The 24863-nt window shown below is 33.4% G+C and carries 22 protein-coding genes and 6 tRNA genes; 27 read left to right on the top strand and 1 reads right to left on the bottom strand.

Annotated elements, in window-relative coordinates; translation table 11 throughout:
• Positions 1-69 precede the first annotated feature (69 nt).
• The 3 genes from KAR67_RS01140 to recG are packed head-to-tail and all read left to right on the top strand — an operon-like array spanning position 70 to position 4140.
• Positions 70-1116, top strand: a complete 1047-nt coding sequence (locus KAR67_RS01140) for a dehypoxanthine futalosine cyclase (protein ID WP_002836235.1) — start codon at positions 70-72, stop codon at positions 1114-1116.
• Positions 1116-2336, top strand: a complete 1221-nt coding sequence (locus tag KAR67_RS01135; RefSeq protein ID WP_002778469.1) for a pitrilysin family protein — start codon at positions 1116-1118, stop codon at positions 2334-2336. The genes KAR67_RS01140 and KAR67_RS01135 overlap by 1 nt, the downstream gene beginning before the upstream one ends.
• Positions 2326-4140 carry an ATP-dependent DNA helicase RecG gene (gene recG, locus KAR67_RS01130; protein ID WP_002838230.1) on the top strand — a complete coding sequence of 605 codons (1815 nt, stop codon included), beginning with the start codon at positions 2326-2328 and terminating at the stop codon, positions 4138-4140. Before KAR67_RS01135 ends, recG begins: the two co-directional genes overlap by 11 nt.
• A 2-nt stretch (positions 4141-4142) precedes the next feature.
• Here the strand turns inward: recG and ctb are convergent, their stop codons facing one another.
• Positions 4143-4529, bottom strand: a complete 387-nt coding sequence (gene ctb, locus KAR67_RS01125) for a truncated hemoglobin Ctb (RefSeq protein ID WP_002780786.1) — start codon at positions 4527-4529, stop codon at positions 4143-4145.
• Between the two features lie 81 nt (positions 4530-4610).
• On the opposite strand from ctb, the gene nssR reads away from it, so the two are divergent.
• The 24 genes from nssR to KAR67_RS01005 all read left to right on the top strand — a co-directional run bounded on the left by nssR (position 4611) and on the right by KAR67_RS01005 (position 24861).
• Positions 4611-5207 carry a nitrosative stress-sensitive transcriptional regulator NssR gene (nssR, locus tag KAR67_RS01120; RefSeq protein ID WP_002780788.1) on the top strand — a complete coding sequence of 199 codons (597 nt, stop codon included), beginning with the start codon at positions 4611-4613 and terminating at the stop codon, positions 5205-5207.
• A gap of 10 nt (positions 5208-5217) precedes the next feature.
• Positions 5218-5919 carry an amino acid ABC transporter permease gene (locus KAR67_RS01115; RefSeq protein WP_002778476.1) on the top strand — a complete coding sequence of 234 codons (702 nt, stop codon included), beginning with the start codon at positions 5218-5220 and terminating at the stop codon, positions 5917-5919.
• Positions 5912-6568 carry an amino acid ABC transporter permease gene (locus KAR67_RS01110; RefSeq protein ID WP_002809477.1) on the top strand — a complete coding sequence of 219 codons (657 nt, stop codon included), beginning with the start codon at positions 5912-5914 and terminating at the stop codon, positions 6566-6568. The genes KAR67_RS01115 and KAR67_RS01110 overlap by 8 nt, the downstream gene beginning before the upstream one ends.
• Position 6569: 1 nt before the next feature.
• Complete coding sequence (locus tag KAR67_RS01105; RefSeq protein ID WP_002815436.1) at positions 6570-7307, top strand: amino acid ABC transporter ATP-binding protein; 738 nt, start codon at positions 6570-6572, stop codon at positions 7305-7307.
• A gap of 134 nt (positions 7308-7441) precedes the next feature.
• A tRNA-Thr gene (locus KAR67_RS01100) sits at positions 7442-7517 on the top strand.
• Positions 7518-7577: 60 nt separating this feature from the next.
• Positions 7578-7663, top strand: a tRNA-Tyr gene (locus KAR67_RS01095).
• 6 nt (positions 7664-7669) lie between these two features.
• Positions 7670-7746: transfer RNA gene (locus KAR67_RS01090), tRNA-Gly, on the top strand.
• A gap of 95 nt (positions 7747-7841) precedes the next feature.
• Positions 7842-7916: transfer RNA gene (locus tag KAR67_RS01085), tRNA-Thr, on the top strand.
• 60 nt (positions 7917-7976) lie between these two features.
• The gene (tuf, locus tag KAR67_RS01080) at positions 7977-9176 is read left to right on the top strand and encodes an elongation factor Tu (RefSeq protein ID WP_002779448.1); all 1200 of its coding nucleotides are present in this window, start codon (positions 7977-7979) and stop codon (positions 9174-9176) included.
• 52 nt (positions 9177-9228) lie between these two features.
• Positions 9229-9387, top strand: a complete 159-nt coding sequence (gene rpmG / locus KAR67_RS01075; protein WP_002779449.1) for a 50S ribosomal protein L33 — start codon at positions 9229-9231, stop codon at positions 9385-9387.
• An 11-nt stretch (positions 9388-9398) separates the two neighbouring features.
• Positions 9399-9474, top strand: a tRNA-Trp gene (locus KAR67_RS01070).
• Between the two features lie 18 nt (positions 9475-9492).
• Positions 9493-9672, top strand: a complete 180-nt coding sequence (secE, locus tag KAR67_RS01065) for a preprotein translocase subunit SecE (RefSeq protein WP_002779450.1) — start codon at positions 9493-9495, stop codon at positions 9670-9672.
• A gap of 13 nt (positions 9673-9685) precedes the next feature.
• Positions 9686-10219, top strand: coding sequence for a transcription termination/antitermination protein NusG (nusG, locus tag KAR67_RS01060; RefSeq protein ID WP_002779451.1), 534 nt, complete (start codon positions 9686-9688; stop codon positions 10217-10219).
• Between the two features lie 25 nt (positions 10220-10244).
• Positions 10245-10670 (top strand): 50S ribosomal protein L11, encoded by a 426-nt coding sequence (rplK, locus tag KAR67_RS01055; RefSeq protein WP_162284562.1) that lies wholly within the window; start codon positions 10245-10247, stop codon positions 10668-10670.
• A 57-nt stretch (positions 10671-10727) separates the two neighbouring features.
• Positions 10728-11429 (top strand): 50S ribosomal protein L1, encoded by a 702-nt coding sequence (gene rplA / locus KAR67_RS01050; RefSeq protein WP_002779453.1) that lies wholly within the window; start codon positions 10728-10730, stop codon positions 11427-11429.
• Between the two features lie 148 nt (positions 11430-11577).
• Entirely contained in the window at positions 11578-12057 is a 480-nt protein-coding gene (rplJ, locus tag KAR67_RS01045; RefSeq protein WP_002806542.1) for a 50S ribosomal protein L10, read from the top strand.
• A 17-nt stretch (positions 12058-12074) separates the two neighbouring features.
• On the top strand, positions 12075-12452 hold the full coding sequence (rplL, locus tag KAR67_RS01040) for a 50S ribosomal protein L7/L12 (protein ID WP_002779455.1): 378 nt from the start codon (positions 12075-12077) through the stop codon (positions 12450-12452).
• Positions 12453-12562: 110 nt separating this feature from the next.
• On the top strand, positions 12563-16699 hold the full coding sequence (gene rpoB, locus KAR67_RS01035) for a DNA-directed RNA polymerase subunit beta (protein ID WP_072212059.1): 4137 nt from the start codon (positions 12563-12565) through the stop codon (positions 16697-16699).
• Positions 16692-21242, top strand: coding sequence for a DNA-directed RNA polymerase subunit beta' (rpoC, locus tag KAR67_RS01030; protein ID WP_002831867.1), 4551 nt, complete (start codon positions 16692-16694; stop codon positions 21240-21242). Before rpoB ends, rpoC begins: the two co-directional genes overlap by 8 nt.
• Before the next feature lie 297 nt (positions 21243-21539).
• Positions 21540-21926 carry a 30S ribosomal protein S12 gene (gene rpsL / locus KAR67_RS01025; protein ID WP_002779470.1) on the top strand — a complete coding sequence of 129 codons (387 nt, stop codon included), beginning with the start codon at positions 21540-21542 and terminating at the stop codon, positions 21924-21926.
• A gap of 69 nt (positions 21927-21995) precedes the next feature.
• A complete protein-coding gene (rpsG, locus tag KAR67_RS01020) occupies positions 21996-22466 on the top strand; it encodes a 30S ribosomal protein S7 (RefSeq protein ID WP_002779471.1) in 471 nt (156 codons plus the stop codon).
• A 12-nt stretch (positions 22467-22478) separates the two neighbouring features.
• Positions 22479-24554: an elongation factor G gene (fusA, locus tag KAR67_RS01015; protein ID WP_002779472.1), complete on the top strand. Its 2076-nt coding sequence runs from the start codon at positions 22479-22481 to the stop codon at positions 24552-24554.
• 28 nt (positions 24555-24582) lie between these two features.
• A tRNA-Arg gene (locus tag KAR67_RS01010) sits at positions 24583-24659 on the top strand.
• 49 nt (positions 24660-24708) lie between these two features.
• Positions 24709-24861, top strand: coding sequence for a hypothetical protein (locus KAR67_RS01005; RefSeq protein WP_002779473.1), 153 nt, complete (start codon positions 24709-24711; stop codon positions 24859-24861).
• Positions 24862-24863: the final 2 nt, after the last annotated feature.

The raw sequence follows: 24863 nt of genomic DNA, 5'->3' as shown, positions 1-24863 counted from the left end.
GCGAAACTATAGCATAATTTATGTTTTTAAATGCTATAATAAAGCTAAAAATGGATTTAAGGAAATAACTTGAAAAGATTAGATAAAGAAGAAGCTCTTTATTTGTTAAGGAATGCAAATTTAGCAGAACTTGGAGAAATGGCTTATCAAAGAAAATTAGAACTTCATCCCGAAAAAATTACCACCTTTGTTGTAGATAGAAATATAAACTACACCAATGTTTGTTGCATAGATTGTTCTTTTTGTGCTTTTTATCGCCATCATAAAGAAGATGACGCTTATATTTTGAGTTTTGAAGAAATTGGTAAAAAAATCGAAGAGCTTGAAGCTATTGGAGGGACGCAAATTCTTTTTCAAGGCGGGGTGCATCCTAAATTAAAAATAGAATGGTATGAAGAGCTTGTTTCGTGGATTAAGGAGCATTATCCAAATATTACCGTGCATGGTTTTTCTGCAGTTGAGATTGCTTATATTGCCAAGGCTTCTAAAATTTCAATTTCTGAAGTTTTACAAAGACTTCAAGCTAAAGGTTTGTTTTCAATACCTGGAGCGGGTGCTGAGGTATTAAGCGATAGAGTGCGAGATATTATCGCGCCTAATAAATGCGATACTGCTACTTGGCTAGAAGTACATAGAAGAGCGCATGAAATCGGTATGAAAAGCACTGCTACTATGATGTTTGGAACGGTTGAAAGTGATGAGGAGATTATAGATCACTTCGAGCATTTAAGAAAATTACAAGATGAAACAGGAGGATTTAGAGCTTTTATTTTATGGAGTTTTCAAAGTGAAAATACAGCATTAATCCAAAAACATCCTGAAATCATGAAGCAAAGTTCAAACAAATATTTAAGACTTTTAGCTTTGGCTAGACTTTATTTGGATAATTTTAAAAATTTACAAAGTTCTTGGGTAACACAAGGTTCATTGATTGGGCAACTTGCTTTAAAATTTGGGGCCAATGATTTAGGCTCAACCATGATGGAAGAAAATGTTGTAAGCGCTGCAGGTGCGAGTTATAGAATGAATCAAGATGAGATGATAAGACTGATTAAAAGCTTAGGTGAAAATCCCGCTAAGCGTAATACAGCTTATGAAATTTTAGAAAGGTTTTAATGCAGAATTTAGAAGTTAGTAGAGTAAAAATTCCTTTTATTTTTGAAGAAAATAACGATTTTCCTATTGTTATCTTAAAGCTTGTTTTTAGAAATTGTGGAAGAAGTTATGATGAAATAGCAGGACTTGCAAAGATGTTTGCAAGAATTTTAAATGAGGGTGTAGATGATAGCTTTTTTAAAGAATTGGAATTTAAAGCTGTAAATTTGGAAGCAAGTAGTGGTTTTGAAAGTTTAGAAATCAATCTTTCTTGCTTGAAAGAAAATTTTGAATTTGCCTTAAAACACTTAGAAAACTTACTCTTAAATCCTAGATTTGAAGAAAAAATTTTAGAAAAATTAAAAATCAATGCCCTAGGTGAGCTTGCTAGTAAAAATAGTGATTTTGATTATTTAGCAAAAAATTTGCTTAATAGCGAAATTTTTGAATGTAAAGAATTTCAAAGTCCAAATGATGGCGATGAAAAAAGTATCAAGCAAATTTCTTTAAGCGACTTGGAGAGTTTTTATAAGAAAAATATTAATTTAAGCAATCTTGTAGTGATTTTAGGCGGGAATTTAGCCCAAGAAAAGGCTAAAGGCTTATTAAATAAATTATTAGCAAAACTTCAAAAAGGCAGTCAAAATTCACAAAAAACTTATGAAATTAACTCAAAAAATAAAGACATAATCCAAATCAGAAAAGAAAGCGAACAAGCCTATATTTACTTTGCTGCACCCTTTTTTACAAAATTTAATGATAAGGATTTTTATCTTGCAAAAATCGCACTATTTATTTTAGGTCAAGGCGGTTTTGGATCAAGGATAATGGAAGAAATTCGTGTTAAAAGAGGGCTTGCGTATTCTGCTTATGCTATGCTTGATATGAATGCATCTTTTACTAGAGTTTTTGGTTATTTGCAAACTAAAAATGAAAGTGCTAAAGAAGCTAAAAAGATAGTTAAAGAAGTATTTAGAGATTTTGTAAAAGAAGGAGTGAGTCAAAATGAGCTTGTGCAGGCTAAAAATTTTCTCATAGGTTCAACTCCTTTGCGTTATGAAAGTCTTAGTAGGCGTTTGTCGATAAGTTTTAATGAGTACTATCAGGGATTGCCAAAAGGATATTATAAAGAAGAATTAAAGCTTATAGAAAAAGTAGAGCTTCAAGAGCTAAATGCTTATATTCAAAAACATAATGAAATTTTAGATTTAAATTTTGCAAGTATTGCAAATGAAAATTAAAGAAAATGATTTTGATTTTTTTAAAAAATTAAAAATTAAAAGCGCGATTGATTTAGCGCTTATCTTACCTAAAAAAATCGAAAATTTAAGTCCAAGCAAAACACCTAAAGAAAATGAGCTATGCACTCAAAAAATAATCATTAAAAGCATTCATTCAAAAAAAGGTCAGTTCTTTGGTTTGGGATTTTGTAAAGAGTGGAGTCAAGACATTTCCTTTGTGTTTTTTCATCCTAGGGCTTGGCACTTTGGAATTTGCAAAATAGGCAAAGAACTTATTTTAAATGGGAAACTTACGCGTTTTGGCCATGTTTGGCAATTTAACAATCCTAAAATTTTAACTTCTTTTGCAGGTTTTGCTCCAAAATATCAAATTCAAGGTTTACAAGATAAAAAAATTTCTGAATTTATACACAAATATCTTAATTATGAAAATTTAAAAGAAAGTGGGATTGAGGATAAATATATCCATTTTCTTTTAAATTTACACACTTATGATGAAAAAAGTTTTTTGATGTTTGAGAATTTGGAGCGCTTTGAGAAAGATTTAAAATATATTGAAATTTACAATTTTTTAAAACGCTTGAAGGCTAAAAAAAGTCACTTTAAAGCTTATGAAATTGAAATTTTCAATATAGCCAATTGGCTAAAAAATTTACCCTTTTCACCCACTCGTGATCAATTAAATGCTTTAAAGGATATAGAGCAAGATTTGGGCTCTAAAGAAGCTAAAAGACGGGTGATTATGGGGGATGTAGGCTGTGGCAAGACTTTGGTTTTGTTGGGCGCTGCTTTGATGGTGTATCCAAAACAAGCTATCTTAATGGCTCCTACTAGCATACTTGCCAATCAACTCTATGAAGAGGCAAAAAAGCTTTTGCCTGAATTTGTGGATATTTTATTTATTAAAGGGGGTAAAAAAGAAAAAGATTTGGAAGAAAAAATTAAAAAAGCCAATTTGATTATAGGAACCCATGCGCTCATTCACCTTCAAAGTCATAATGCTGTGCTTGTAATGATAGATGAGCAGCATCGCTTTGGCTCTGCGCAGCGTCAGCAAATTTATTCTTTAAATGAAAATGAATTAGCCCCACATTTTATACAATTTTCTGCAACTCCCATTCCAAGAACTTTAAGCATGATACAATCAGAACTTTTAAATTTTAGTTTTATCAAGGAAATGCCTTTTAAAAAGGATATCACCACTCTTTGTATACAAAATGAAGGTTTTGCAAAGCTTAGTGAAAAAATCAAAGAAGAAATCGCACAAAATCATCAAATCATCATCATCTATCCCTTAGTCAATCCAAGCGATAAAATTCCTTATCTTTCTTTAGAACAAGCAAGGAGGTATTGGGAGGATAATTATGAAAAAGTTTTTGTTACGCATGGAAAAGACAAGCAAAAGGATGAAATTTTGGAGCGGTTTCGTGATGAGGGAAATATTTTATTAAGCACCACAGTCGTAGAAGTAGGAATTTCATTGCCAAGGCTTAGTACTATTGTTATTGTAGGAGCGGAGCGCTTAGGCCTTGCTACCTTGCATCAACTTCGCGGACGCGTGGGCCGTGTCGGACTTAAAAGCACTTGTTATCTTTATACAAAACTCAAAGAAATTCCAAGTCGTTTAAAAGAATTTGCTAGTACTTTAGATGGTTTTAAAATCGCAGAACTTGATCTTAAAAATCGTTTGAGTGGAGATTTGCTCGATGGATTTATCCAGCATGGAAATGAATTTAAATATTTTGATTTTTCCAAAGATGAATACATTTTGGAAAAAGCAAAAAAAGATTTGATGGAAATATAATCTTAATGTCCACCAAAACGATAAAGCATATTTTGAAAATGCGAGGCTATCATTTGTGCGCGCTGTAAAATAACATTTTTCATTTCTTCATTATTGTAAATTTTATCTAAACTTTCTTCAAAAAGTCCTAACCAAATTCCAAAAAATTCTTGCGGAAAAGGAGGCAAATCAAGATGTTTTTTTAGAGGTTGTCCGATATAATCACCTTCCCCTAGCAACATTCCTGCCCAAAAATTCCCTATTTTTGCTTTGTGCTCTTTCCAAGCTTCATCGCTAGTTCCTATGGCATTGTTAAAAATAGGCCCTAAATCCTTATCTTTTCTTATTTTATCATAAAAAAGTTCCATAAGTTTAGCTATACTTTCTTGATTTATAGTTTCATATTTCATTGTGTTTGCCTTTGGATAAAAATTTATCGTTAATATAGCACAAACAAAATGAGATAAAATTAACATAGGTTAAATATTATAATGCAAGAGTATTTAGATTTTTTAAAGGGTATAGGTAAAATAAGAAAATTTGAAAAAAATAATATTTTATTTTTTGAAGGCGAAAAGGCATTAAAATTTTTTATTCTTTTAAAAGGTAGAGTGCGTGTATACAAAAGCACAGCAGGCGAAAAAGAGATTACTTTGCATTATTTTACCCCGCCTAATTTTATAGCCGAAATGCCTACATTTAAGCGTTTGAGATATCCAGCAAATGCTATTTGTGAAGAATATTGTGAAATTTTAGAAATTGATTTTGAAGATTTTGAAACCCTGTGCAGCCAAAATAAAGAATTTAATTTCTTGCTTATTTCATCTCTTTTTGAAAAAATTAAAATTTTAGAAAAAAAATTATTAGAAAATTCTTTGGATTTAAAAAGTAAACTTGCAAGATATCTTTTGGAAAATGAAAAGAATTTGGCTCAAATTTCGCAAAGACAAATTGCAGTGGATTTAAGTGTTCGTGCTGAATCTTTGTCAAGAATTCTAAAAGAATTTAAAAATTCAGAGCTAATTGAGACAAAAAAGGGTAAAATTGAGATCCTAGATAAAGAGGGTTTAAAAAAAGGACTTTGGTAATAGGAATAAAATGGATTTTGATTTTATACTAGCTAATTCAAATGCTTTTATTGCAGCTGCTTGGCTTACTTTAAAACTTAGTTTTTTTGGTATTATTTTTTCTATAATTATAGGCTTTTTTTGTATTTTAATGAGTTATTTTAAAATAACGATTATGGAAGCTTTTTGTAAAGTTTATATAGAATTTTCTCGCAATACTCCTTTATTGATACAGCTTTTTTTCTTGTATTATGCTTTGCCTAAATTTGATATTCATTTAGAACAAATTCCGCCTTTGAATTTGATTTGTTTAAGTGTAGATGAGGCCTTGCGTCCAGCGTTTGCTTGTGCTATTGTGGGGCTTAGTTTTTTGGGCGGTTCTTATATGGCAGAGAGTTTTAGAGCTGGTTTTGAAGCCATTAAAAAGCAGCAATTTGAAGCAGGTCTTTCTTTGGGTTTTACTAAATTGAATAATTTGCGTTATGTTATAATGCCTCAAGCTTTAGGGGTTTGCTTACCAGGAATAAGCGCAAATATTGTTTTTCTTATTAAAGAAACCTCTGTTGTGAGCATTATAGCTTTGCCGGATTTAGTCACCGTTATGAAGGGTTTAAATTCACTTACTTATAAAACGGATGAGCTTTTATTGCTTTTGTTTTTGGGATATTTATGTATCATACTGCCTATTTCTTTGTTTTTGTTCTTTTTGGAAAAAAGGTTTTCAAATGTTTGATCTATTAAATCCAGATACTTTAAGTCGACTTTGGAAAGGCTTGTATATCACACTTGAAATTTCTATTGTAAGTATTATTATAACTTCTTTTGGCGGGCTTTTTTTAGGTATTTTGATGAGTCTGAAAAATCGTTATATTTATATTTTATGTCGTTTTGCTTTAGAATTTGTTCGTGTTATGCCGCTACTAGTATGGCTTTTTATGGTATATTTTGGACTTTCTAGATGGTTGGGTATAAATTTAAGCAGTGTAAGTTCGGCTATTATTGTTTTTGGTATTTGGGGAAGTTTTGAAATGATGGATTTGGTAAGAACTTCTTTAAAAAGCATTCCTAAACACCAATACGAAAGTGCAGCAAGTCTTGGTTTAAATAAAGCTCAAAGTTATTTTTATATTATCATTCCTCAAGCTATGCGTCGTTTAACACCTATGAGTATGAATTTATTAACACGCATGATTAAAAGTACAACTTTTGCTTATTTAATCGGTGCGGTAGAGCTTGTAAAAGTGGGGCAGCAAATCATCGAATTTAACAACAAAAATGATTTAGCACCATTTATTATTTATGGTCTAATCTTTTTTATCTTTTTTTTAATTTGCTATCCTGTTACTTTATATTCTAAAAAATTAGAAAAAAAATGGAGTTAAAATGAGTATTTTAAAGATAAAAAATTTGCAAAAATATTATGGCTCTCATCATGCTTTAAAGAATATCAACTTAGAAGTAAAACAAAAAGAAGTGGTGGTGATTTTAGGTCCAAGTGGTTGCGGAAAATCTACTCTTTTGCGTTGTATTAATGGGCTTGAGGAAATTGCAGATGGGGTTATAGAAATAGGACAAGATAAGATCGATAAAAATTTTAAAGATTGGACAAGAGTGCGTCAAAAAGTGGGTATGGTATTTCAATCATACGAGCTATTTGAACATTTAAGCGTGAAAGATAACATACTTTTAGGTCCTTTAAAAGTACAAAAAAGAGCTAAAGAAGAAGTTTTGCAAGAAGCTAAAATTTGGCTTGAAAAAGTAGGTTTAGCACATAAAATCGATGCTTATCCAAAAGAGTTAAGCGGAGGGCAAAAACAAAGAATAGCTATAGTGCGCAGTCTTTGCATGAATCCAGAGCTTATGCTTTTTGATGAGGTTACAGCAGCACTTGATCCTGAAATCGTTCGTGAAGTTTTAGAGGTAATTTTAAATTTGGCAAAAGATGGAATGACTATGCTTATAGTCACTCACGAGATGGGATTTGCAAGAGCGGTAGCCGATAGAATAATTTTTATGGATAATGGAGAAATTATCGAAGAAAATACTCCTGATGGTTTTTTTGAAAATCCTAAAAGCGAAAGAGCTAAGAAATTCCTTAATTTATTTGACTATCATAAATGATTTCAATAAAAAATCTTAGTTTTTGTATTTTTAATGGGAAATTTTTAATTATGAAATTGTTTTTTAAATAATTTATAGCGCATAATCTTGACAAACTATTTTTTTTCAGATATAATAACATCTTTAAATTATTTGCTGGTTTAGCTCAGTTGGTAGAGCAGCTGCCTTGTAAGCAGCAGGTCGGGGGTTCAAGTCCCTTAACCAGCTCCATTATTTTAGCAGTGTTTGACCAGAATATTACAATAAGCTTAGATGTAATATTTCATTTATGGTGAGTTACTCAAGTGGCCAACGAGGGCAGACTGTAAATCTGCTGGCTTTCGCCTTCCGTGGTTCGAATCCACGACTCACCACCATGCTTTGCGGGAGTAGCTCAGTTGGCTAGAGCATCAGCCTTCCAAGCTGAGGGTCGCGGGTTCGAGTCCCGTTTCCCGCTCCAAAGTTTGACTGGGAGCTGTATTTTTTTTCTAACTTACAGTAAATCCCCTAAAATTGTTTTTTAGTTGTCTATGTTTTTATATAATTTTTCTGAGCGCTCGTATGGCTCAGAGGTAGAGCACTCCCTTGGTAAGGGAGAGGTCGCGGGTTCAATTCCCGCTATGAGCTCCATAAAATTGAAAAAATTATAAATATAGACTTGCCTTGTTAAATTTTTATATGGAGGAAAAAATGGCTAAAGAAAAATTTTCACGTAATAAGCCACATGTAAACATTGGTACTATTGGTCACGTTGACCACGGTAAAACTACTTTGACAGCTGCTATTTCTGCTGTTCTTTCAAGAAGAGGTTTGGCAGAACTTAAAGATTATGATAATATTGATAACGCTCCTGAAGAAAAAGAAAGAGGTATCACTATTGCAACTTCTCATATTGAATATGAAACAGATAATCGCCACTATGCACACGTTGATTGTCCAGGTCACGCTGACTATGTTAAAAACATGATCACTGGTGCTGCTCAAATGGACGGTGCTATCCTTGTTGTTTCTGCAGCTGATGGTCCTATGCCACAAACTAGAGAGCACATCCTTCTATCGCGCCAAGTAGGTGTTCCATATATCGTTGTATTTATGAATAAAGCAGATATGGTTGATGATGCTGAACTTTTAGAATTGGTTGAAATGGAAATTAGAGAATTATTAAGCTCTTATGATTTCCCAGGTGATGACACACCTATTATTTCAGGTTCTGCTTTAAAAGCTCTTGAAGAAGCAAAAGCTGGACAAGATGGCGAATGGTCAGCGAAAATTATGGATCTTATGGCTGCTGTTGATAGCTATATTCCAACTCCAACTCGTGACACTGAAAAAGATTTCTTAATGCCAATTGAAGATGTTTTCTCAATTTCAGGTCGTGGTACTGTTGTTACAGGTAGAATTGAAAAAGGTATTGTAAAAGTTGGTGATACTATAGAAATCGTTGGTATTAAAGATACTCAAACAACAACTGTAACTGGCGTTGAAATGTTTAGAAAAGAAATGGATCAAGGTGAAGCAGGGGATAATGTTGGTGTTCTTCTTCGTGGTACAAAAAAAGAAGAAGTTATCCGCGGTATGGTTCTTGCTAAACCAAAATCAATTACTCCACATACTGATTTCGAAGCTGAAGTTTATATCCTAAATAAAGATGAGGGTGGTAGACATACTCCATTCTTTAATAACTATAGACCGCAATTCTATGTAAGAACAACAGATGTAACAGGTTCTATTAAATTAGCTGATGGCGTTGAAATGGTTATGCCTGGTGAAAATGTAAGAATTACTGTAAGCTTGATTGCACCAGTAGCGCTTGAAGAAGGTACTCGTTTTGCTATCCGTGAAGGTGGTAAAACTGTTGGTTCAGGTGTTGTTTCTAAAATTATTAAGTAATTTTAAAAGCCAAGTTTAATACTTGGCTTTAAATTTTTTAAGGAAAATATAAATGAGAATTAAAGTTGGTTTAAAATGTGAAGAATGTGGTGATATTAATTATAGCACCTATAAAAATGGCAAAAATACTACAGAAAAATTGGAATTAAAAAAATATTGCCCAAGATTAAAAAAACACACACTTCACAAAGAAGTTAAGCTAAAAAGTTAAGCTTATGCCCTAGGGCAATAGCTCCAACGGTAGAGCACCGGATTCCAAATCCGATGGTTGGGGGTTCGAATCCCTCTTGCCCTGCCATAATTAAGGTTTAAATAAATGGAAAAATTAATAACTTATTTTAAATTATCAAAAGTCGAATTAAGGAAAGTAATTTTTCCTTTAAAAGAACAGGTAAGAAATGCTTATATTACAGTTTTTGTAGTGGTTGCGGTTATTTCTTTGTTTTTGGCGTTAGTGGATTGGATTATGTCCTCTATTGTTTCTGCGATTGTATAAAGGAGAACAAAATTTGAGTACTCATAAATGGTATGCAATCCAAACTTATGCTGGTAGCGAAATGGCAGTTAAAAGAGCCATTGAAAATTTAGTAAAAGATAATGGAATCGAAGAGCAACTAAAAGAAATAGTTGTTCCGACTGAAGATGTTATTGAATTTAAAAATGGAAAAGAGAAGATAAGTGAAAGAAGTTTGTATTCTGGGTATGTTTTTGCACATCTAGATTTAAATACAGAACTTTGGCATCGCATTCAATCTCTTCCAAAAGTTGGTCGTTTTATTGGAGAATCAAAAAAACCTACTCCTTTAACAGAAAAAGATATTAATTTAATTTTGGAAAAAGTGCATAATCGTGCTGCTCCAAAACCTAAAATCTCTTTTGAAGAAGGAGAAAATGTAAGAATTACTGAAGGTCCATTTGCAAACTTTACTGCTATAGTAGAAGAATACGATATGGTTCGTGGATTATTAAAACTTAATGTTTCTATTTTTGGACGTTCTACTCCAGTAGAGATCTTGTATTCTCAAGTTGAGAAAATAATTTAATTTATATCAAGTAAGGAGATTTGTTATGGCTAAAAAAGTCGTAGGCGAAATTAAATTGCAAATTGTAGCTACAAAAGCTAATCCATCACCACCTGTAGGTCCTGCTTTGGGTCAGCAAGGTGTAAATATCATGGAATTTTGTAAAGCTTTTAATGAAAGAACAAAGGATATGGCAGGATTTAATATTCCTGTTGTTATTACTGTTTATGCTGATAAAAGCTTTACTTTTATTACAAAACAGCCACCTGCTACAGATTTAATTAAAAAAGCAGCTGGAATTTCTAAAGGTACAGATAATCCACTTAAGAACAAGGTAGGTAAATTAACTCGTGCCCAAGTTTTAGAAATTGTTGATAAAAAAATTGCAGATTTAAATACTAAGGATAGAGATCAAGCTGCGAAAATTATTGCAGGTTCAGCTCGCTCTATGGGTGTTGAAATCGTAGATTAAAACCTTTTACCGCTAAGGTAAAAAGCGGTAGCACTTTAAAAATGCGGAGAAAAATATATGGCTAAAATAACTAAAAGATTAAAAGAATTATCACAAAAAATTGATGTAAGCAAAGAGTATGCTTTAAATGAAGCAATTGAAACAGTAAGAAATTTAAAATCTGCAAAATTTGATGAAACTGTTGAAATCGCACTTAAATTGAATGTTGATCCAAGACATGCAGATCAAATGGTTAGAGGTTCTGTTGTACTTCCTGCTGGAACAGGTAAAAAAGTTCGTGTAGCTGTTATTGCAAAAGATGCTAAGGCAGATGAAGCAAAAAATGCTGGAGCAGATATTGTAGGAAGTGATGACTTGATAGAAGAAATTCAAAAAGGCAATATGAATTTTGATGTATTAATCGCAACTCCTAATTTAATGGGTCTTGTGGGTAAAGTAGGTAGAATCTTAGGACCTAAAGGTTTAATGCCAAATCCAAAAACCGGAACAGTTACTATGGATGTAGCTCAAGCAGTTAATAATGCTAAAAGCGGACAAGTAAATTTCCGTGTAGACAAACAAGGAAATATTCATGCAGGCCTTGGAAAAGTAAGTTTTTCTAAAGAGCAACTTTGGGATAATATTTCTACTTTTATTAAAGCGATTAATAAACATAAACCTGCAGCAGCTAAAGGTAGATATATTAAAAGCGCAGCTTTGTCTTTAACAATGAGTCCTTCTGTAAAACTTGAAACGCAAGAATTACTTGATATGAAGTAAGAGTTGCTATAATGCAACTCTTTTTAAATAAACATCTGAAAAAATTTTTATTTTTTGAGATGTTTATTTTAGATTGAAGATAGTCGAGGCGAAAGCTTAATTTGGGTAAAACCACTCTGCTTGAAATCTCAATCGGAAAGGAGAAAATGTGACTAGAAGCGAAAAAGTTGAGATTATTGCTAAACTTCAAGAAGAATTTAAAATTAGCGAAGCAATTGTAGTTTGTAATTACAAAGGCTTGAGCACTAAAAAGCTTGAAGAACTTAGAAATAATGCGAGAGAAAACAATGTAAAAGTTCAAATTATTAAAAACACTTTGGCTAACATTGCTCTTAATAATTCCGGTAAAACAGGTCTGGTTCTTAAAGATACTAATATTTATCTTTGGGGCGAGGATCAACTTAGCGTTTCAAAAGTAGCAGCTAAATTTGAAGAAAATAATGATAAATTTGAAATTAAAACTGCTCATATTGAAGGTGAAGTTGCAGATGTTGCTAAGGTTAGAGCTTTGGCAAAAATGCCTTCTCGCAACGAGTTGCTTGCTATGCTTTTGCAAGTTTGGAATGCGCCAATTACCAATTTCACTATTGGTTTAAATGCGCTTAAAAATAAAAAAGAATCTGAATAATAAATAAAGGATAAAAAATGGCAATTTCTAAAGAAGATGTATTAGAATTTATTTCAAATTTAAGTGTTCTTGAGCTTTCTGAGCTTGTAAAAGAATTTGAAGAAAAATTTGGTGTATCTGCTGCTCCTGTAATGGTAGCAGGTGGTGCAGCAGCAGGTGGTGCAGCAGCTGCAGCTGAAGAAAAAACTGAATTTGATATCGTTTTAGTTGATGGTGGTGCTAAAAAGATCGAAGTAATTAAAATCGTTCGTGCTTTAACTGGTCTTGGACTTAAAGAAGCAAAAGATGCAGTAGAGCAAACACCTTCAACCTTAAAAGAAGGCGTGGCTAAAGCTGATGCAGAAGAAGCTAAAAAACAACTTGAAGAAGCTGGTGCTAAAGTAGAACTTAAGTAATTAAGCTTTAAAAGTTTAAGAAGATTTGCTTATTTAAGTAAGTCTTCTTTTTTATTTTTTACCTAGATATTAGGTCTTCTTTTTTAAATTTACAAAATTTACCACGAGGTATATGCAATATGTTAGACAATAAATTAAGAAATCGTTTAAGAGTAGATTTCTCCAATATTTCAAAGCAAATAGAAATTCCAAATCTTCTTCAACTTCAAAAAGCAAGTTTTGATTATTTTTTAAATCTTGAAAATGGTGAAAGTGGAATAGAAAAAGTATTTAAATCAATCTTTCCTATCCATGATCCACAAAATAGGTTAAGTCTTGAGTATGTTAGTAGCGAAATTGGAAAACCAAAATACACAATTCGTGAGTGCATGGAAAGAGGTTTGACTTACTCTGTAAATTTAAAAATGAAAATCCGTCTTACCTTACATGAGAAAGATGAGAAAACAGGTGAAAAAGTTGGTATAAAAGATATCAAGGAACAAGAAATTTATATAAGAGAAATTCCATTGATGACAGATAGGGTTTCTTTTATTATCAATGGGGTTGAAAGAGTTGTAGTTAATCAGCTTCATAGAAGTCCAGGCGTAATCTTCAAAGAAGAAGAAAGCTCGACTGTTGTTAATAAGCTTGTATACACTGCTCAAATTATTCCTGATCGCGGTTCTTGGCTTTATTTTGAATATGATGCTAAGGATGTATTGTATGTAAGGATTAATAAAAGAAGAAAAGTTCCAGTAACAATGCTTTTTAGAGCTTTAGGATATAAAAAACAAGATATTATTAAATTATTTTATCCTATTCAGACTATTCACGTTAAAAAAGATAAATTTTTAACAGAATTTAATCCAAGTGATTTTATGGATAGAATAGAATACGATATCAAGGATGAAAAGGGTAATATTATCCATCAAGCCGGTAAAAGATTAACCAAGAAAAAAGCCGAACAGCTTATTAAAGATGGCTTAAAATGGATAGAATATCCAGTAGAAATTTTGTTAAATCGTTATCTAGCCAATCCTATTATTGATAAAGAAAGTGGCGAAGTTTTATTTGACTCTCTAACTTTACTTGATGAAAGCAAACTTGCTAAAATTAAAGAGCAAAAAAGTTTTGAAATAGCTAATGACTTGGCAAATGGAGTGGATGCAGCTATTATTAATTCATTTGCACAAGATAATGAAACTTTAAAATTATTAAAACAAAGTGAAAATATCGATGATGAAAATGATTTAGCAGCTATTAGAATTTATAAAGTAATGCGCCCAGGTGAGCCTGTTGTAAAAGATGCGGCTAAAGCCTTTGTTAATGATTTATTTTTTAATCCTGAAAGATATGATCTTACTAAAGTAGGTCGTATGAAAATGAACCATAAACTAGGACTTGAAGTTCCAGAATATGTAACAGTTCTAACCAATGAAGACATTATCAAAACTGCAAAATATTTAATTAAAGTAAAAAATGGTAAAGGACATATTGATGATAGAGATCATTTAGGAAATCGTCGTATACGTTCTATAGGTGAACTTTTAGCTAATGAACTTCATTTAGGTCTTGCAAAAATGCAAAAGGCGATCAGAGATAAATTTACTTCTTTAAATGCGGATCTTGATAAAGTAATGCCTTATGATTTAATCAATCCTAAAATGATTACTACAACTATCATTGAATTTTTTACAGGAGGTCAGCTTTCGCAATTTATGGATCAAACCAACCCTTTAAGCGAGGTTACTCATAAGCGTCGTTTATCAGCGCTTGGTGAAGGTGGACTTGTAAAAGAAAGAGCAGGTTTTGAAGTACGTGATGTTCACTCGACACATTATGGTAGAATTTGTCCAGTTGAAACACCTGAAGGTCAAAATATTGGTTTGATTAACACTCTTTCTACTTATGCAAAAGTAAATGAACTTGGCTTTGTTGAAGCACCATATAGAAAAGTTGCAAATGGTAAAGTGACTAATGAAGTTGTTTATCTTACAGCGACACAAGAAGAAGGCTTGTTTATCGCACCAGCTTCAACTAAGGTTGATGCTAAAGGCAATATAGTAGAAGAATTTGTTGAGGCTAGACAAGATGGTGAAACTATACTTGCAAGACGCGAAGAAGTGCAATTAATCGATCTTTGCTCAGGTATGGTTGTTGGAGTTGCAGCTTCTTTGATTCCGTTTTTAGAGCACGATGATGCAAACAGAGCGCTAATGGGTTCAAACATGCAACGTCAAGCTGTGCCACTTCTTACTGCTTCAGCTCCGATAGTAGGAACAGGTATGGAACAAATTATTGCGCGTGATGCTTGGGAAGCTGTTAAAGCAAAGCGTGGCGGTGTGGTTGAGAAAGTGGATAATAAAAGCATTTTTATTTTAGGTGAAGATGATAAAGGTCCATTTATTGACCATTACACTATGGAGAAAAATTTAAGAACCAATCAAAATACAAATTATATTCAACACCCTATTGTTAAAAAAGGTGATATAGTAAAAGCAGGACAAATTATCGCAGATGGTCCTTCTATGGATCAAGGCGAACTTGCTATAGGTAAAAATGCTTTAATCGCTTTTATGCCTTGGAATGGTTATAACTATGAGGATGCTATAGTAGTAAGTGAAAGAATTATACGCGAAGATACTTTTACTAGTGTTCATATTTACGAAAAAGAAATTGAAGCAAGAGAACTAAAAGACGGTATAGAAGAAATTACCAAAGATATTCCAAATGTAAAAGAAGAAGATGTTGCGCATCTTGATGAGAGCGGTATTGCAAAAATTGGTACCCATATTAAACCAGGTATGATTTTGGTGGGTAAGGTTTCTCCAAAAGGTGAGGTTAAACCAACTCCTGAAGAAAGACTTTTAAGAGCGATTTTTGGAGAAAAAGCAGGACATGTTGTGAATAAATCCCTTTATGCAACCGCTTCTTTAGAAGGTGTTGTTGTGGATGTTAAAATTTTCACTAAAAAAGGCTATGAAAAAGATGATCGCGCAATAAAATCTTATGATAAAGAAAAAATGGCTTTAGAAAAAGAGCATCATGATAGACTTTTGATGATGGATAGAGAAGAAATGCTTCGTGTTTGTGCTCTTCTTTCCAAAGCCCCTTTAAATAGCGATCAAAAAATTGGAGATAAAAATTATAAAAAAGGACAAACTGCAGATATTAGCGAACTTGAAAAAATCAATCGTTTTACTTTAACAACTTTGATTAAAGCTTATTCTAAAGAGATTCAAAAAGAATACGATGATTTAAAAAATCATTTCCAAAATGAGAAGAAAAAGCTTAAAGCTGAACATGATGAAAAACTTGAAATTTTAGAAAAAGATGATATCTTACCAAGTGGAGTAATTAAGCTTGTTAAGGTGTATATCGCAACAAAACGCAAGCTTAAAGTGGGTGATAAAATGGCAGGACGCCATGGAAACAAAGGTATAGTTTCTACTATAGTACCTGAAGTGGATATGCCTTATTTGCCAAATGGAAAAAGTGTGGATATTGCACTCAATCCACTTGGGGTTCCAAGCCGTATGAATATAGGGCAAATTTTAGAAAGCCACTTAGGTCTTGTAGGGCTTAGACTGGGTGATCAAATTCAAGAAATTTTTGACAGAAAACAAAAAGATTTCGTTAAAGAATTAAGAGCAAAAATGCTTGAAATATGTTCTATTCCAAGACTTGTAAATGAAAAAGAATTTATTAAAAATTTAAGCGATGAAGAGCTTTTAAATTACGCAAGAGATTGGAGCAAGGGTGTTAAATTTGCAACTCCTGTTTTCGAGGGAGTCAATATAGAAGAGTTTGCAAAACTTTTTGAAATAGCAAAGATTGACATGGATGGCAAAACAGAACTTTATGATGGGCGCACTGGAGAAAAAATCGCTGAGAGAGTTCATGTAGGATGTATGTATATGCTAAAACTTCACCATTTGGTCGATGAAAAAGTTCATGCTAGAAGTACTGGACCTTATAGTTTGGTTACCCAGCAGCCTGTGGGCGGTAAAGCACTCTTTGGTGGACAAAGATTTGGTGAAATGGAAGTTTGGGCGCTTGAAGCTTATGGAGCGGCTCATACCTTAAGAGAGATGCTTACTATAAAATCCGATGATGTTGAAGGTAGATTTAGTGCTTATAAAGCGCTTACCAAAGGAGAAAATGTCCCAGCAACAGGAATTCCGGAGACATTTTTTGTATTGACTAATGAGCTTAAGTCTCTAGCTTTAGATGTTGAGATTTTTGACAAGGATGAAGATAATGAGTAAATTTAAAGTAATAGAAATAAAAGAAGATGCAAGACCTAGGGATTTTGAAGCATTTCAACTTAGACTTGCAAGTCCTGAAAAAATTAAATCTTGGTCTTATGGTGAAGTAAAAAAGCCAGAGACTATTAATTATAGAACTTTAAAACCAGAAAGAGATGGGCTTTTTTGCGCTAAAATTTTTGGACCTATTAGAGATTATGAATGTCTTTGTGGTAAATACAAAAAAATGCGCTTTAAAGGCGTTAAGTGTGAAAAATGTGGAGTTGAAGTTGCAAATTCAAAAGTTCGTCGCTCTAGAATGGGGCATATTGAACTTGTAACCCCAGTAGCTCATATTTGGTATGTTAATTCTCTTCCAAGTCGTATAGGAACACTTCTAGGTGTTAAAATGAAGGATCTTGAACGCGTACTTTATTATGAGGCTTATATCGTGGAAAATGCAGGAGATGCGTATTATGATAATGAAAGCACCAAAAAAGTAGAATACTGCGATGTATTAAATGAAGAACAATATCAAAATTTGATGCAGCGTTATGAAAATAGTGGCTTTAAAGCAAGAATGGGGGGCGAAGTAGTCCGTGACTTGCTAGCAAATTTAGATCTTGTGGCGCTTTTAAATCAGCTTAAAGAAGAAATGGCTGCTACAAATTCAGAAGCTAAGAAAAAAACCATTATAAAGCGTTTAAAAGTTGTAGAAAACTTCTTAAATTCAAATTTAAATGCAAATACAAATAACGAAGATGCAGTACCAAATCGTCCTGAATGGATGATGATTACAAACTTACCTGTATTGCCACCTGATTTGCGTCCTTTGGTTGCTTTAGATGGGGGTAAATTTGCAGTTTCTGATGTAAATGATTTATACCGCCGTGTTATTAACAGAAATACACGTCTTAAAAAACTTATGGAGCTTGATGCGCCTGAAATTATTATCAGAAATGAAAAAAGAATGCTACAAGAAGCTGTAGATGCACTTTTTGATAATGGTCGTCGTGCTAATGCAGTTAAAGGAGCAAACAAACGCCCGTTAAAATCTTTGAGTGAAATTATCAAAGGTAAACAAGGTCGTTTTAGACAAAACTTGCTAGGTAAAAGGGTGGATTTTTCAGGTCGTAGCGTTATTGTTGTAGGACCAAAACTTAGAATGGATCAATGTGGCTTACCTAAAAAAATGGCTTTAGAACTTTTCAAGCCACATTTATTGGCTAAGCTTGAAGAAAAAGGTTATGCCACTACAGTAAAACAAGCTAAAAAAATGATAGAAAACAAAACTAATGAGGTTTGGGAATGTTTAGAAGAGGTGGTAAAAGGGCATCCTGTTATGTTAAACCGTGCTCCAACTCTACATAAACTTTCTATCCAAGCTTTCCATCCTGTTTTAGTTGAGGGGAAGGCAATACAACTCCATCCTTTAGTTTGTGCAGCATTTAACGCGGATTTTGATGGTGACCAAATGGCGGTGCATGTGCCACTTTCTCAAGAAGCGATCGCAGAATGTAAGGTTTTAATGCTTTCTTCTATGAATATTCTTTTGCCTGCAAGTGGAAAGTCTGTAACTGTACCTTCTCAAGATATGGTTTTAGGAATTTATTATCTTTCTTTGGAAAAAATGGGTGCAAAAGGTTCACATAAGATATGCACAGGCATTGATGAAGTAATGATGGCCCTTGAAAGTAAATGCCTTGATATTCATGCTAGCATTCAAACTATGGTTGATGGTAGAAAGATTACTACAACAGCAGGAAGACTTATTATTAAATCTATTTTACCTGATTTTGTTACTGAGAATATGTGGAATAAGGTTTTAAAAAAGAAAGATATTGCTGCACTTGTGGATCATGTATATAAACAAGGTGGTTTACAAACTACTGCAAGCTTTTTAGATAAACTTAAAAATTTAGGTTTTGAATATGCGACTAAGGCAGGTATTTCTATATCTATCGCTGATATTATCGTTCCTAATGATAAACAAAAGGCTATTGACGAGGCTAAAAAGCAAGTAAGAGAAATTCAAAATTCTTATAATCTTGGTTTGATCACTTCAGGTGAAAGATATAACAAAATTATTGATATTTGGAAAACCACTAACAATACTCTTTCAAGAGATATGATGAAGCTTGTTGAAAAAGATAAGGAAGGCTTTAATTCTATCTATATGATGGCAGATTCAGGTGCTAGAGGTAGTGCAGCTCAAATTTCTCAGCTTGCTGCTATGAGAGGACTTATGACTAAGCCTGATGGTTCGATCATCGAAACGCCTATTATTTCAAATTTCCGTGAAGGTTTGAATGTTCTTGAGTATTTTATCTCAACTCACGGGGCTAGAAAAGGTTTGGCAGATACCGCTCTTAAAACAGCAAATGCAGGTTATTTGACAAGAAAACTTATCGATGTAGCACAAAATGTAAAAATTACTGTTGAAGATTGTGGAACACATGAGGGTGTTGAAATCAATGAGATCACTGCAGATAGTTCTATTATAGAAACCTTGGAAGAAAGAATTTTAGGCAGGGTTATAGCTGAAGATGTAATCGATCCTATTACAAATTCTGTGCTTTTTACAGAAGGTACTTTAATGGATGAAGAAAAAGCCAGAATACTAGGTGAAAGTGGTGTGAAAAGCGTAAATATTCGCACTCCAATCACTTGTAAGGCTAAAAAAGGAATTTGTGCAAAATGTTACGGAATTAACCTAGGTGAAGGTAAGCTTGTTAAACCAGGTGAGGCAGTAGGTATCATTTCTGCTCAGTCTATTGGTGAACCAGGAACTCAGCTTACACTTAGAACTTTCCACAGCGGGGGAACTGCAAGTACAGATTTACAAGATAGACAGGTAAGCGCCCAAAAAGAAGGTTTTATAAGATTTTATAATCTTAAAACTTATAAAAATAAAGAGGGAAAAGACATAGTGGCTAATCGTAGAAATGCGGCTATTTTACTTGTAGAGCCAAAAATTAAAGCACCATTTAAGGGTATTATCAATATAGAAAATATCCACGAAGATGTAATTGTTTCTATAAAAGATAAAAAACAAGAAGCAAAATATATTCTTAGAAAATACGATCTTGCTAAACCAAATGAATTAGCGGGCGTTAGCGGAAGCATTGATGGAAAGCTTTATTTACCGTATCAAAGCGGTGCTGAAGTTGAAGAAAATGAAAGTATTGTTGAGATGATTAAAGAGGGTTGGAATGTGCCAAACCGTATTCCATTTGCAAGTGAAATTCTTGTAAAAGATGGGGATCCTGTTGTGCAAAATATCAAAGCAGGGGAAAAAGGAATTTTAAAATTCTATATTCTTAAGGGCGATGGACTTGATAGGGTTAGAAATATTAAAAAAGGCGATATAGTAAAAGAAAAAGGATTTTTTGTTGTAGTTGCTGATGAAAATGATAGAGAGGCAAAAAGACATTACATCCCAAGAGAGTCAAGAATAGAATTTAATGATAGCGAAGAGGTTAATTTTGATTCTATAATCGCTAGTGCGCCAAAACAAGAAAAGTCAGTTATTGCAGAATGGGATGCTTATAATAATACTATCATTGCAGAGATTGATGGTGTGGTAAGTTTTGAAGATATAGAAGCAGGTTATAGTGCAGATGAGCAAATCGATGAGGCAACAGGCAAGCGCTCGCTAGTGATCAATGAGTATTTACCAAGCGGAGTAAGACCGACTTTGATAATTGCAGGTAAAGGTGATAAAGCAGTGCGTTATCAGTTGGAGCCAAAAACGGTTATTTTTGTTCATGATGGTGATAAAATTTCTCAAGCAGATATTTTGGCAAAAACTCCAAAAGCAGCAGCGAAATCAAAAGACATTACCGGAGGTCTTCCAAGGGTTTCAGAGCTTTTTGAAGCAAGAAAACCAAAAAATGCAGCAGTAATTGCAGAGATTGACGGTGTGGTTCGTTTTGATAAGCCTTTACGCTCAAAAGAAAGATTGATTATCCAAGCAGAAGATGGCACAAGCGCAGAATATTTGATCGATAAATCAAAACATATTCAAGTAAGAGAAGGTGAATTTATTCACGCAGGTGAAAAGCTAACTGATGGAGTAGTTTCAAGTCACGATGTGCTTAAAATTTTAGGCGAAAAAGCCTTGCATTATTACTTGATTTCTGAAATTCAACAAGTATACCGAGGTCAAGGGGTTGTTATTTCTGATAAGCATATTGAGGTTATAGTTTCTCAAATGTTAAGACAGGTTAAAATTATTAATAGTGGACATACTAAATTTATCGAAGGGGATTTGGTTTCAAGACGCAAATTCCGCGAAGAAAATGAGCGAATTCTTAGATTGGGCGGAGAACCAGCTATTGCCGAACCTGTACTTTTAGGTGTTACAAGAGCAGCGATAGGCAGTGATAGTGTGATTTCTGCAGCTTCATTCCAAGAAACAACAAAAGTACTCACTGAAGCAAGTATCGCAGGTAAATTTGACTACTTAGAAGACTTAAAAGAAAATGTTATTTTGGGTAGAATGATTCCTGTTGGAACAGGACTTTATGGAGAACAAAATTTAAAACTCAAAGAGCAAGAATAATTAAATAGCCTATTTTTAGGCTATTTTTTTATTTTATCTTGATTTGAAAAGCTCAATTAATTATTTTCTCTTCTTTATTCTTAATATCATAAAATTTAAGATATTTATAAAACTGAAATGCAAAACAAATATTAAAGGGTAAAGTATTTTCATTTTCCACCAATAAAACATTTATCTTTGTAAATTTATTTTTAGAAAATTTGCAAAAAGATTTAAATTATTTATAGTTTATAATCTTATAAGTAAAATTTAGATATCATCTAAAGTTTATTATATTTTTTAAAGAAAGGAATTATTGTGCCTACCATAAATCAATTGGTTAGAAAAGAGCGCAAAAAAGTTTTAGAAAAATCTAAATCTCCAGCGCTTAAAAATTGTCCACAAAGAAGGGGAGTTTGCACTAGGGTTTATACTACAACACCTAAAAAACCAAACTCAGCGTTAAGAAAAGTTGCCAAAGTAAGACTTACCAGTGGCTTTGAAGTGATCAGCTATATCGGCGGTGAAGGTCATAACTTGCAAGAACACAGCATTGTTTTAGTGCGTGGTGGTAGGGTAAAAGACTTACCAGGGGTTAAATATCACATCGTTCGTGGTGCTCTTGATACAGCAGGTGTTGCAAAAAGAACAGTTTCTCGTTCTAAATACGGCACTAAACGCCCTAAAGCAGGCGCTGCAAAATAATCATTCATACAGACAAATCCGTTAGATTTGATTTTGTTTGAGTAAAATTTAAAATTTGAAGGAAAAATAATGAGAAGAAGAAAAGCTCCGGTAAGAGAAGTTTTACCTGATCCGATTTATGGTAATAAAGTAATCACAAAATTTATTAATTCTTTAATGTATGATGGCAAAAAAAGCACAGCTACAACAATTATGTATGGTGCTTTGGAAGCTATTGATAAAAAAGGTGGCGAGAAAAAAGGTATTGATATTTTTAATGATGCGATTGAAAATATTAAGCCTTTATTAGAAGTAAAATCTCGTCGTGTAGGTGGTGCAACTTATCAAGTTCCAGTTGAAGTTCGTCCTGCTAGACAACAAGCTTTGGCGATTCGTTGGATTATTTCTTTTGCAAGAAAAAGAAGTGAAAGAACTATGATTGATAAACTTGCAGCTGAGCTTTTAGATGCAGCAAATAGCAAAGGTGCTTCATTTAAGAAGAAAGAAGATACTTATAAAATGGCTGAAGCAAATAAAGCATTTGCTCACTATCGTTGGTAAGAAGGAGTGTGTATGTCAAGAAGTACTCCTTTAAAAAAAGTTAGAAATATCGGTATTGCTGCTCACATTGATGCGGGTAAAACGACTACATCTGAAAGAATTCTTTTCTTTACAGGTATGAGTCATAAAATCGGTGAAGTTCATGATGGTGCTGCAACTATGGACTGGATGGAACAAGAGAAAGAGCGCGGGATTACTATCACTTCTGCGGCTACAACTTGTTTTTGGAAAGATCATCAAATCAATCTTATAGACACTCCGGGCCACGTGGATTTCACCATAGAAGTTGAAAGATCTATGCGTGTTCTTGATGGTGCTGTTGCAGTATTTTGTTCAGTAGGTGGGGTGCAACCTCAAAGCGAAACTGTTTGGAGACAAGCAAATAAATATGGTGTTCCAAGAATAGTTTTTGTAAATAAAATGGATAGAATCGGCGCAAACTTCTATAATGTAGAAGATCAAATTCGTAATCGCTTAAAAGCTAATCCAGTTCCACTTCAAATTCCAATTGGTGCTGAAGATAATTTCAAAGGTGTTATCGATCTTGTAACTATGAAAGCTTTAGTTTGGGAAGATGATACTAAGCCAACAGATTATGTAGAAAAAGAAATTCCTGCTGAGCTTAAAGAAAAAGCAGAAGAATATCGCACTAAAATGATAGAAGCGGTTTCAGAAACTTCAGATGAGTTGATGGAAAAATATCTAGGCGGTGAAGAATTAAGCCTTGAGGAAATTAAAACTGGTATTAAAGCAGGGTGTTTAAGTCTTTCTATTGTTCCTATGCTTTGTGGAACTGCATTTAAAAATAAGGGTGTTCAACCTTTACTTGATGCTGTTGTGGCTTATTTACCAGCTCCTGATGAAGTGGCAAATATCAAGGGTGAATATGAAGACGGCACAGAAGTTTCTGTAAAATCAACCGATGATGGCGAATTTGCAGGACTTGCATTTAAAATTATGACAGATCCATTTGTAGGACAACTTACTTTCGTGCGTGTTTATCGTGGATGTTTAGAAAGCGGTTCTTATGCTTATAACTCAACCAAAGATAAAAAAGAAAGAATTGGTCGTTTGTTAAAAATGCACTCTAATAAAAGAGAAGAAATTAAAGTTCTTTACGCAGGAGAAATCGGTGCAGTTGTAGGACTTAAAGATACTTTAACAGGGGATACTCTTGCAAGTGAAAAAGATAAGGTAATTCTTGAAAGAATGGATTTCCCAGATCCTGTTATTTCTGTTGCAGTAGAACCAAAAACTAAAGCAGATCAAGAAAAAATGTCTATTGCTTTAAATAAATTAGCACAAGAAGATCCAAGTTTTAGAGTTTCTACAGATGAAGAAAGTGGCCAAACTATCATTTCAGGTATGGGTGAATTACACCTTGAAATTATTGTTGATCGTATGCTTCGTGAATTTAAAGTGGAAGCTGAAGTGGGACAACCTCAAGTTGCTTACCGCGAAACCATTAGAAAAACTGTTGAACAAGAATACAAATACGCTAAGCAATCAGGCGGTCGTGGTCAATACGGACATGTATTCTTACGCCTTGAGCCACTTGAGCCAGGTAGTGGATATGAGTTTGTTAATGATATCAAAGGTGGGGTAATTCCAAAAGAATATATTCCTGCGGTTGATAAAGGTGTTCAAGAAGCATTGCAAAATGGTGTTTTAGCAGGTTATCCTGTGGAAGATGTTAAAGTAACTGTTTATGATGGAAGTTATCACGAGGTGGATTCATCTGAGATGGCGTTTAAACTTGCTGCTTCTATGGGCTTTAAAGAAGGTGCTAGAAAAGCAGGTGCTGTGATCTTAGAGCCTATGATGAAAGTTGAAGTAGAAACTCCTGAAGATTACATGGGCGATGTTATTGGAGATCTTAACAAACGCCGTGGTCAAGTAAATAGCATGGATGAGCGTGGTGGAAATAAAATCATCACAGCATTTTGTCCTTTGGCTGAAATGTTTGGTTATTCTACTGATCTTAGAAGTCAAACTCAAGGTCGTGCGACTTATTCTATGGAATTTGATCATTATGATGAAGTTCCTAAAAATGTTGCGGATGAAATCATCAAAAAAAGAAACGGTTAAATTTTTAGCGGGATTTTTCCCGCTTTCTGTCCTCGTAGCTCAGCAGGATAGAGCGCAAAATTCCTAATTTTGAGGCCGTGAGTTCGAATCTCGCCGTGGACACCATTTAAATTTTTAAATAAACTTAAATAGAATATAAATTTCAAGGAAAATTATGTTGAAATTTTTTTTCACAATATCATTATCTTCCTTACTTTTTGCTCAAAATTTTATAGATTTTGCAAGTCAAAATAATGCTTTAAAACAAGAACAAAACACAAGCAAAGAAAATACTCCTTTAAAAAGAATTAAAATTCCAACCCATTGAAA

This window comes from Campylobacter sp. JH32, from assembly GCF_017846535.1.
GTDB classification, from domain to species: Bacteria; Campylobacterota; Campylobacteria; order Campylobacterales; family Campylobacteraceae; genus Campylobacter_D; species Campylobacter_D coli.
The sequence above is the reverse complement of the archived record's forward strand: the minus strand, read 5'-3'. Positions and strand labels throughout refer to the sequence as shown.

Bases quoted from the DNA above. Each gene is read 5' to 3' on its own strand.
- KAR67_RS01135 (WP_002778469.1), top strand. From the start codon at position 1,116: ATGCAGAATTTAGAAGTTAGTAGAGTAAAAATTCCTTTTATTTTTGAA.
- recG (WP_002838230.1), top strand. From the start codon at position 2,326: ATGAAAATTAAAGAAAATGATTTTGATTTTTTTAAAAAATTAAAAATT.
- ctb (WP_002780786.1), bottom strand. From the start codon at position 4,529: ATGAAATATGAAACTATAAATCAAGAAAGTATAGCTAAACTTATGGAA.
- nssR (WP_002780788.1), top strand. From the start codon at position 4,611: ATGCAAGAGTATTTAGATTTTTTAAAGGGTATAGGTAAAATAAGAAAA.
- KAR67_RS01115 (WP_002778476.1), top strand. From the start codon at position 5,218: ATGGATTTTGATTTTATACTAGCTAATTCAAATGCTTTTATTGCAGCT.
- KAR67_RS01110 (WP_002809477.1), top strand. From the start codon at position 5,912: ATGTTTGATCTATTAAATCCAGATACTTTAAGTCGACTTTGGAAAGGC.
- KAR67_RS01105 (WP_002815436.1), top strand. From the start codon at position 6,570: ATGAGTATTTTAAAGATAAAAAATTTGCAAAAATATTATGGCTCTCAT.
- tuf (WP_002779448.1), top strand. From the start codon at position 7,977: ATGGCTAAAGAAAAATTTTCACGTAATAAGCCACATGTAAACATTGGT.
- rpmG (WP_002779449.1), top strand. From the start codon at position 9,229: ATGAGAATTAAAGTTGGTTTAAAATGTGAAGAATGTGGTGATATTAAT.
- secE (WP_002779450.1), top strand. From the start codon at position 9,493: ATGGAAAAATTAATAACTTATTTTAAATTATCAAAAGTCGAATTAAGG.
- rplK (WP_162284562.1), top strand. From the start codon at position 10,245: ATGGCTAAAAAAGTCGTAGGCGAAATTAAATTGCAAATTGTAGCTACA.
- rplA (WP_002779453.1), top strand. From the start codon at position 10,728: ATGGCTAAAATAACTAAAAGATTAAAAGAATTATCACAAAAAATTGAT.
- rplL (WP_002779455.1), top strand. From the start codon at position 12,075: ATGGCAATTTCTAAAGAAGATGTATTAGAATTTATTTCAAATTTAAGT.
- rpoC (WP_002831867.1), top strand. From the start codon at position 16,692: ATGAGTAAATTTAAAGTAATAGAAATAAAAGAAGATGCAAGACCTAGG.
- rpsG (WP_002779471.1), top strand. From the start codon at position 21,996: ATGAGAAGAAGAAAAGCTCCGGTAAGAGAAGTTTTACCTGATCCGATT.
- fusA (WP_002779472.1), top strand. From the start codon at position 22,479: ATGTCAAGAAGTACTCCTTTAAAAAAAGTTAGAAATATCGGTATTGCT.
- KAR67_RS01005 (WP_002779473.1), top strand. From the start codon at position 24,709: ATGTTGAAATTTTTTTTCACAATATCATTATCTTCCTTACTTTTTGCT.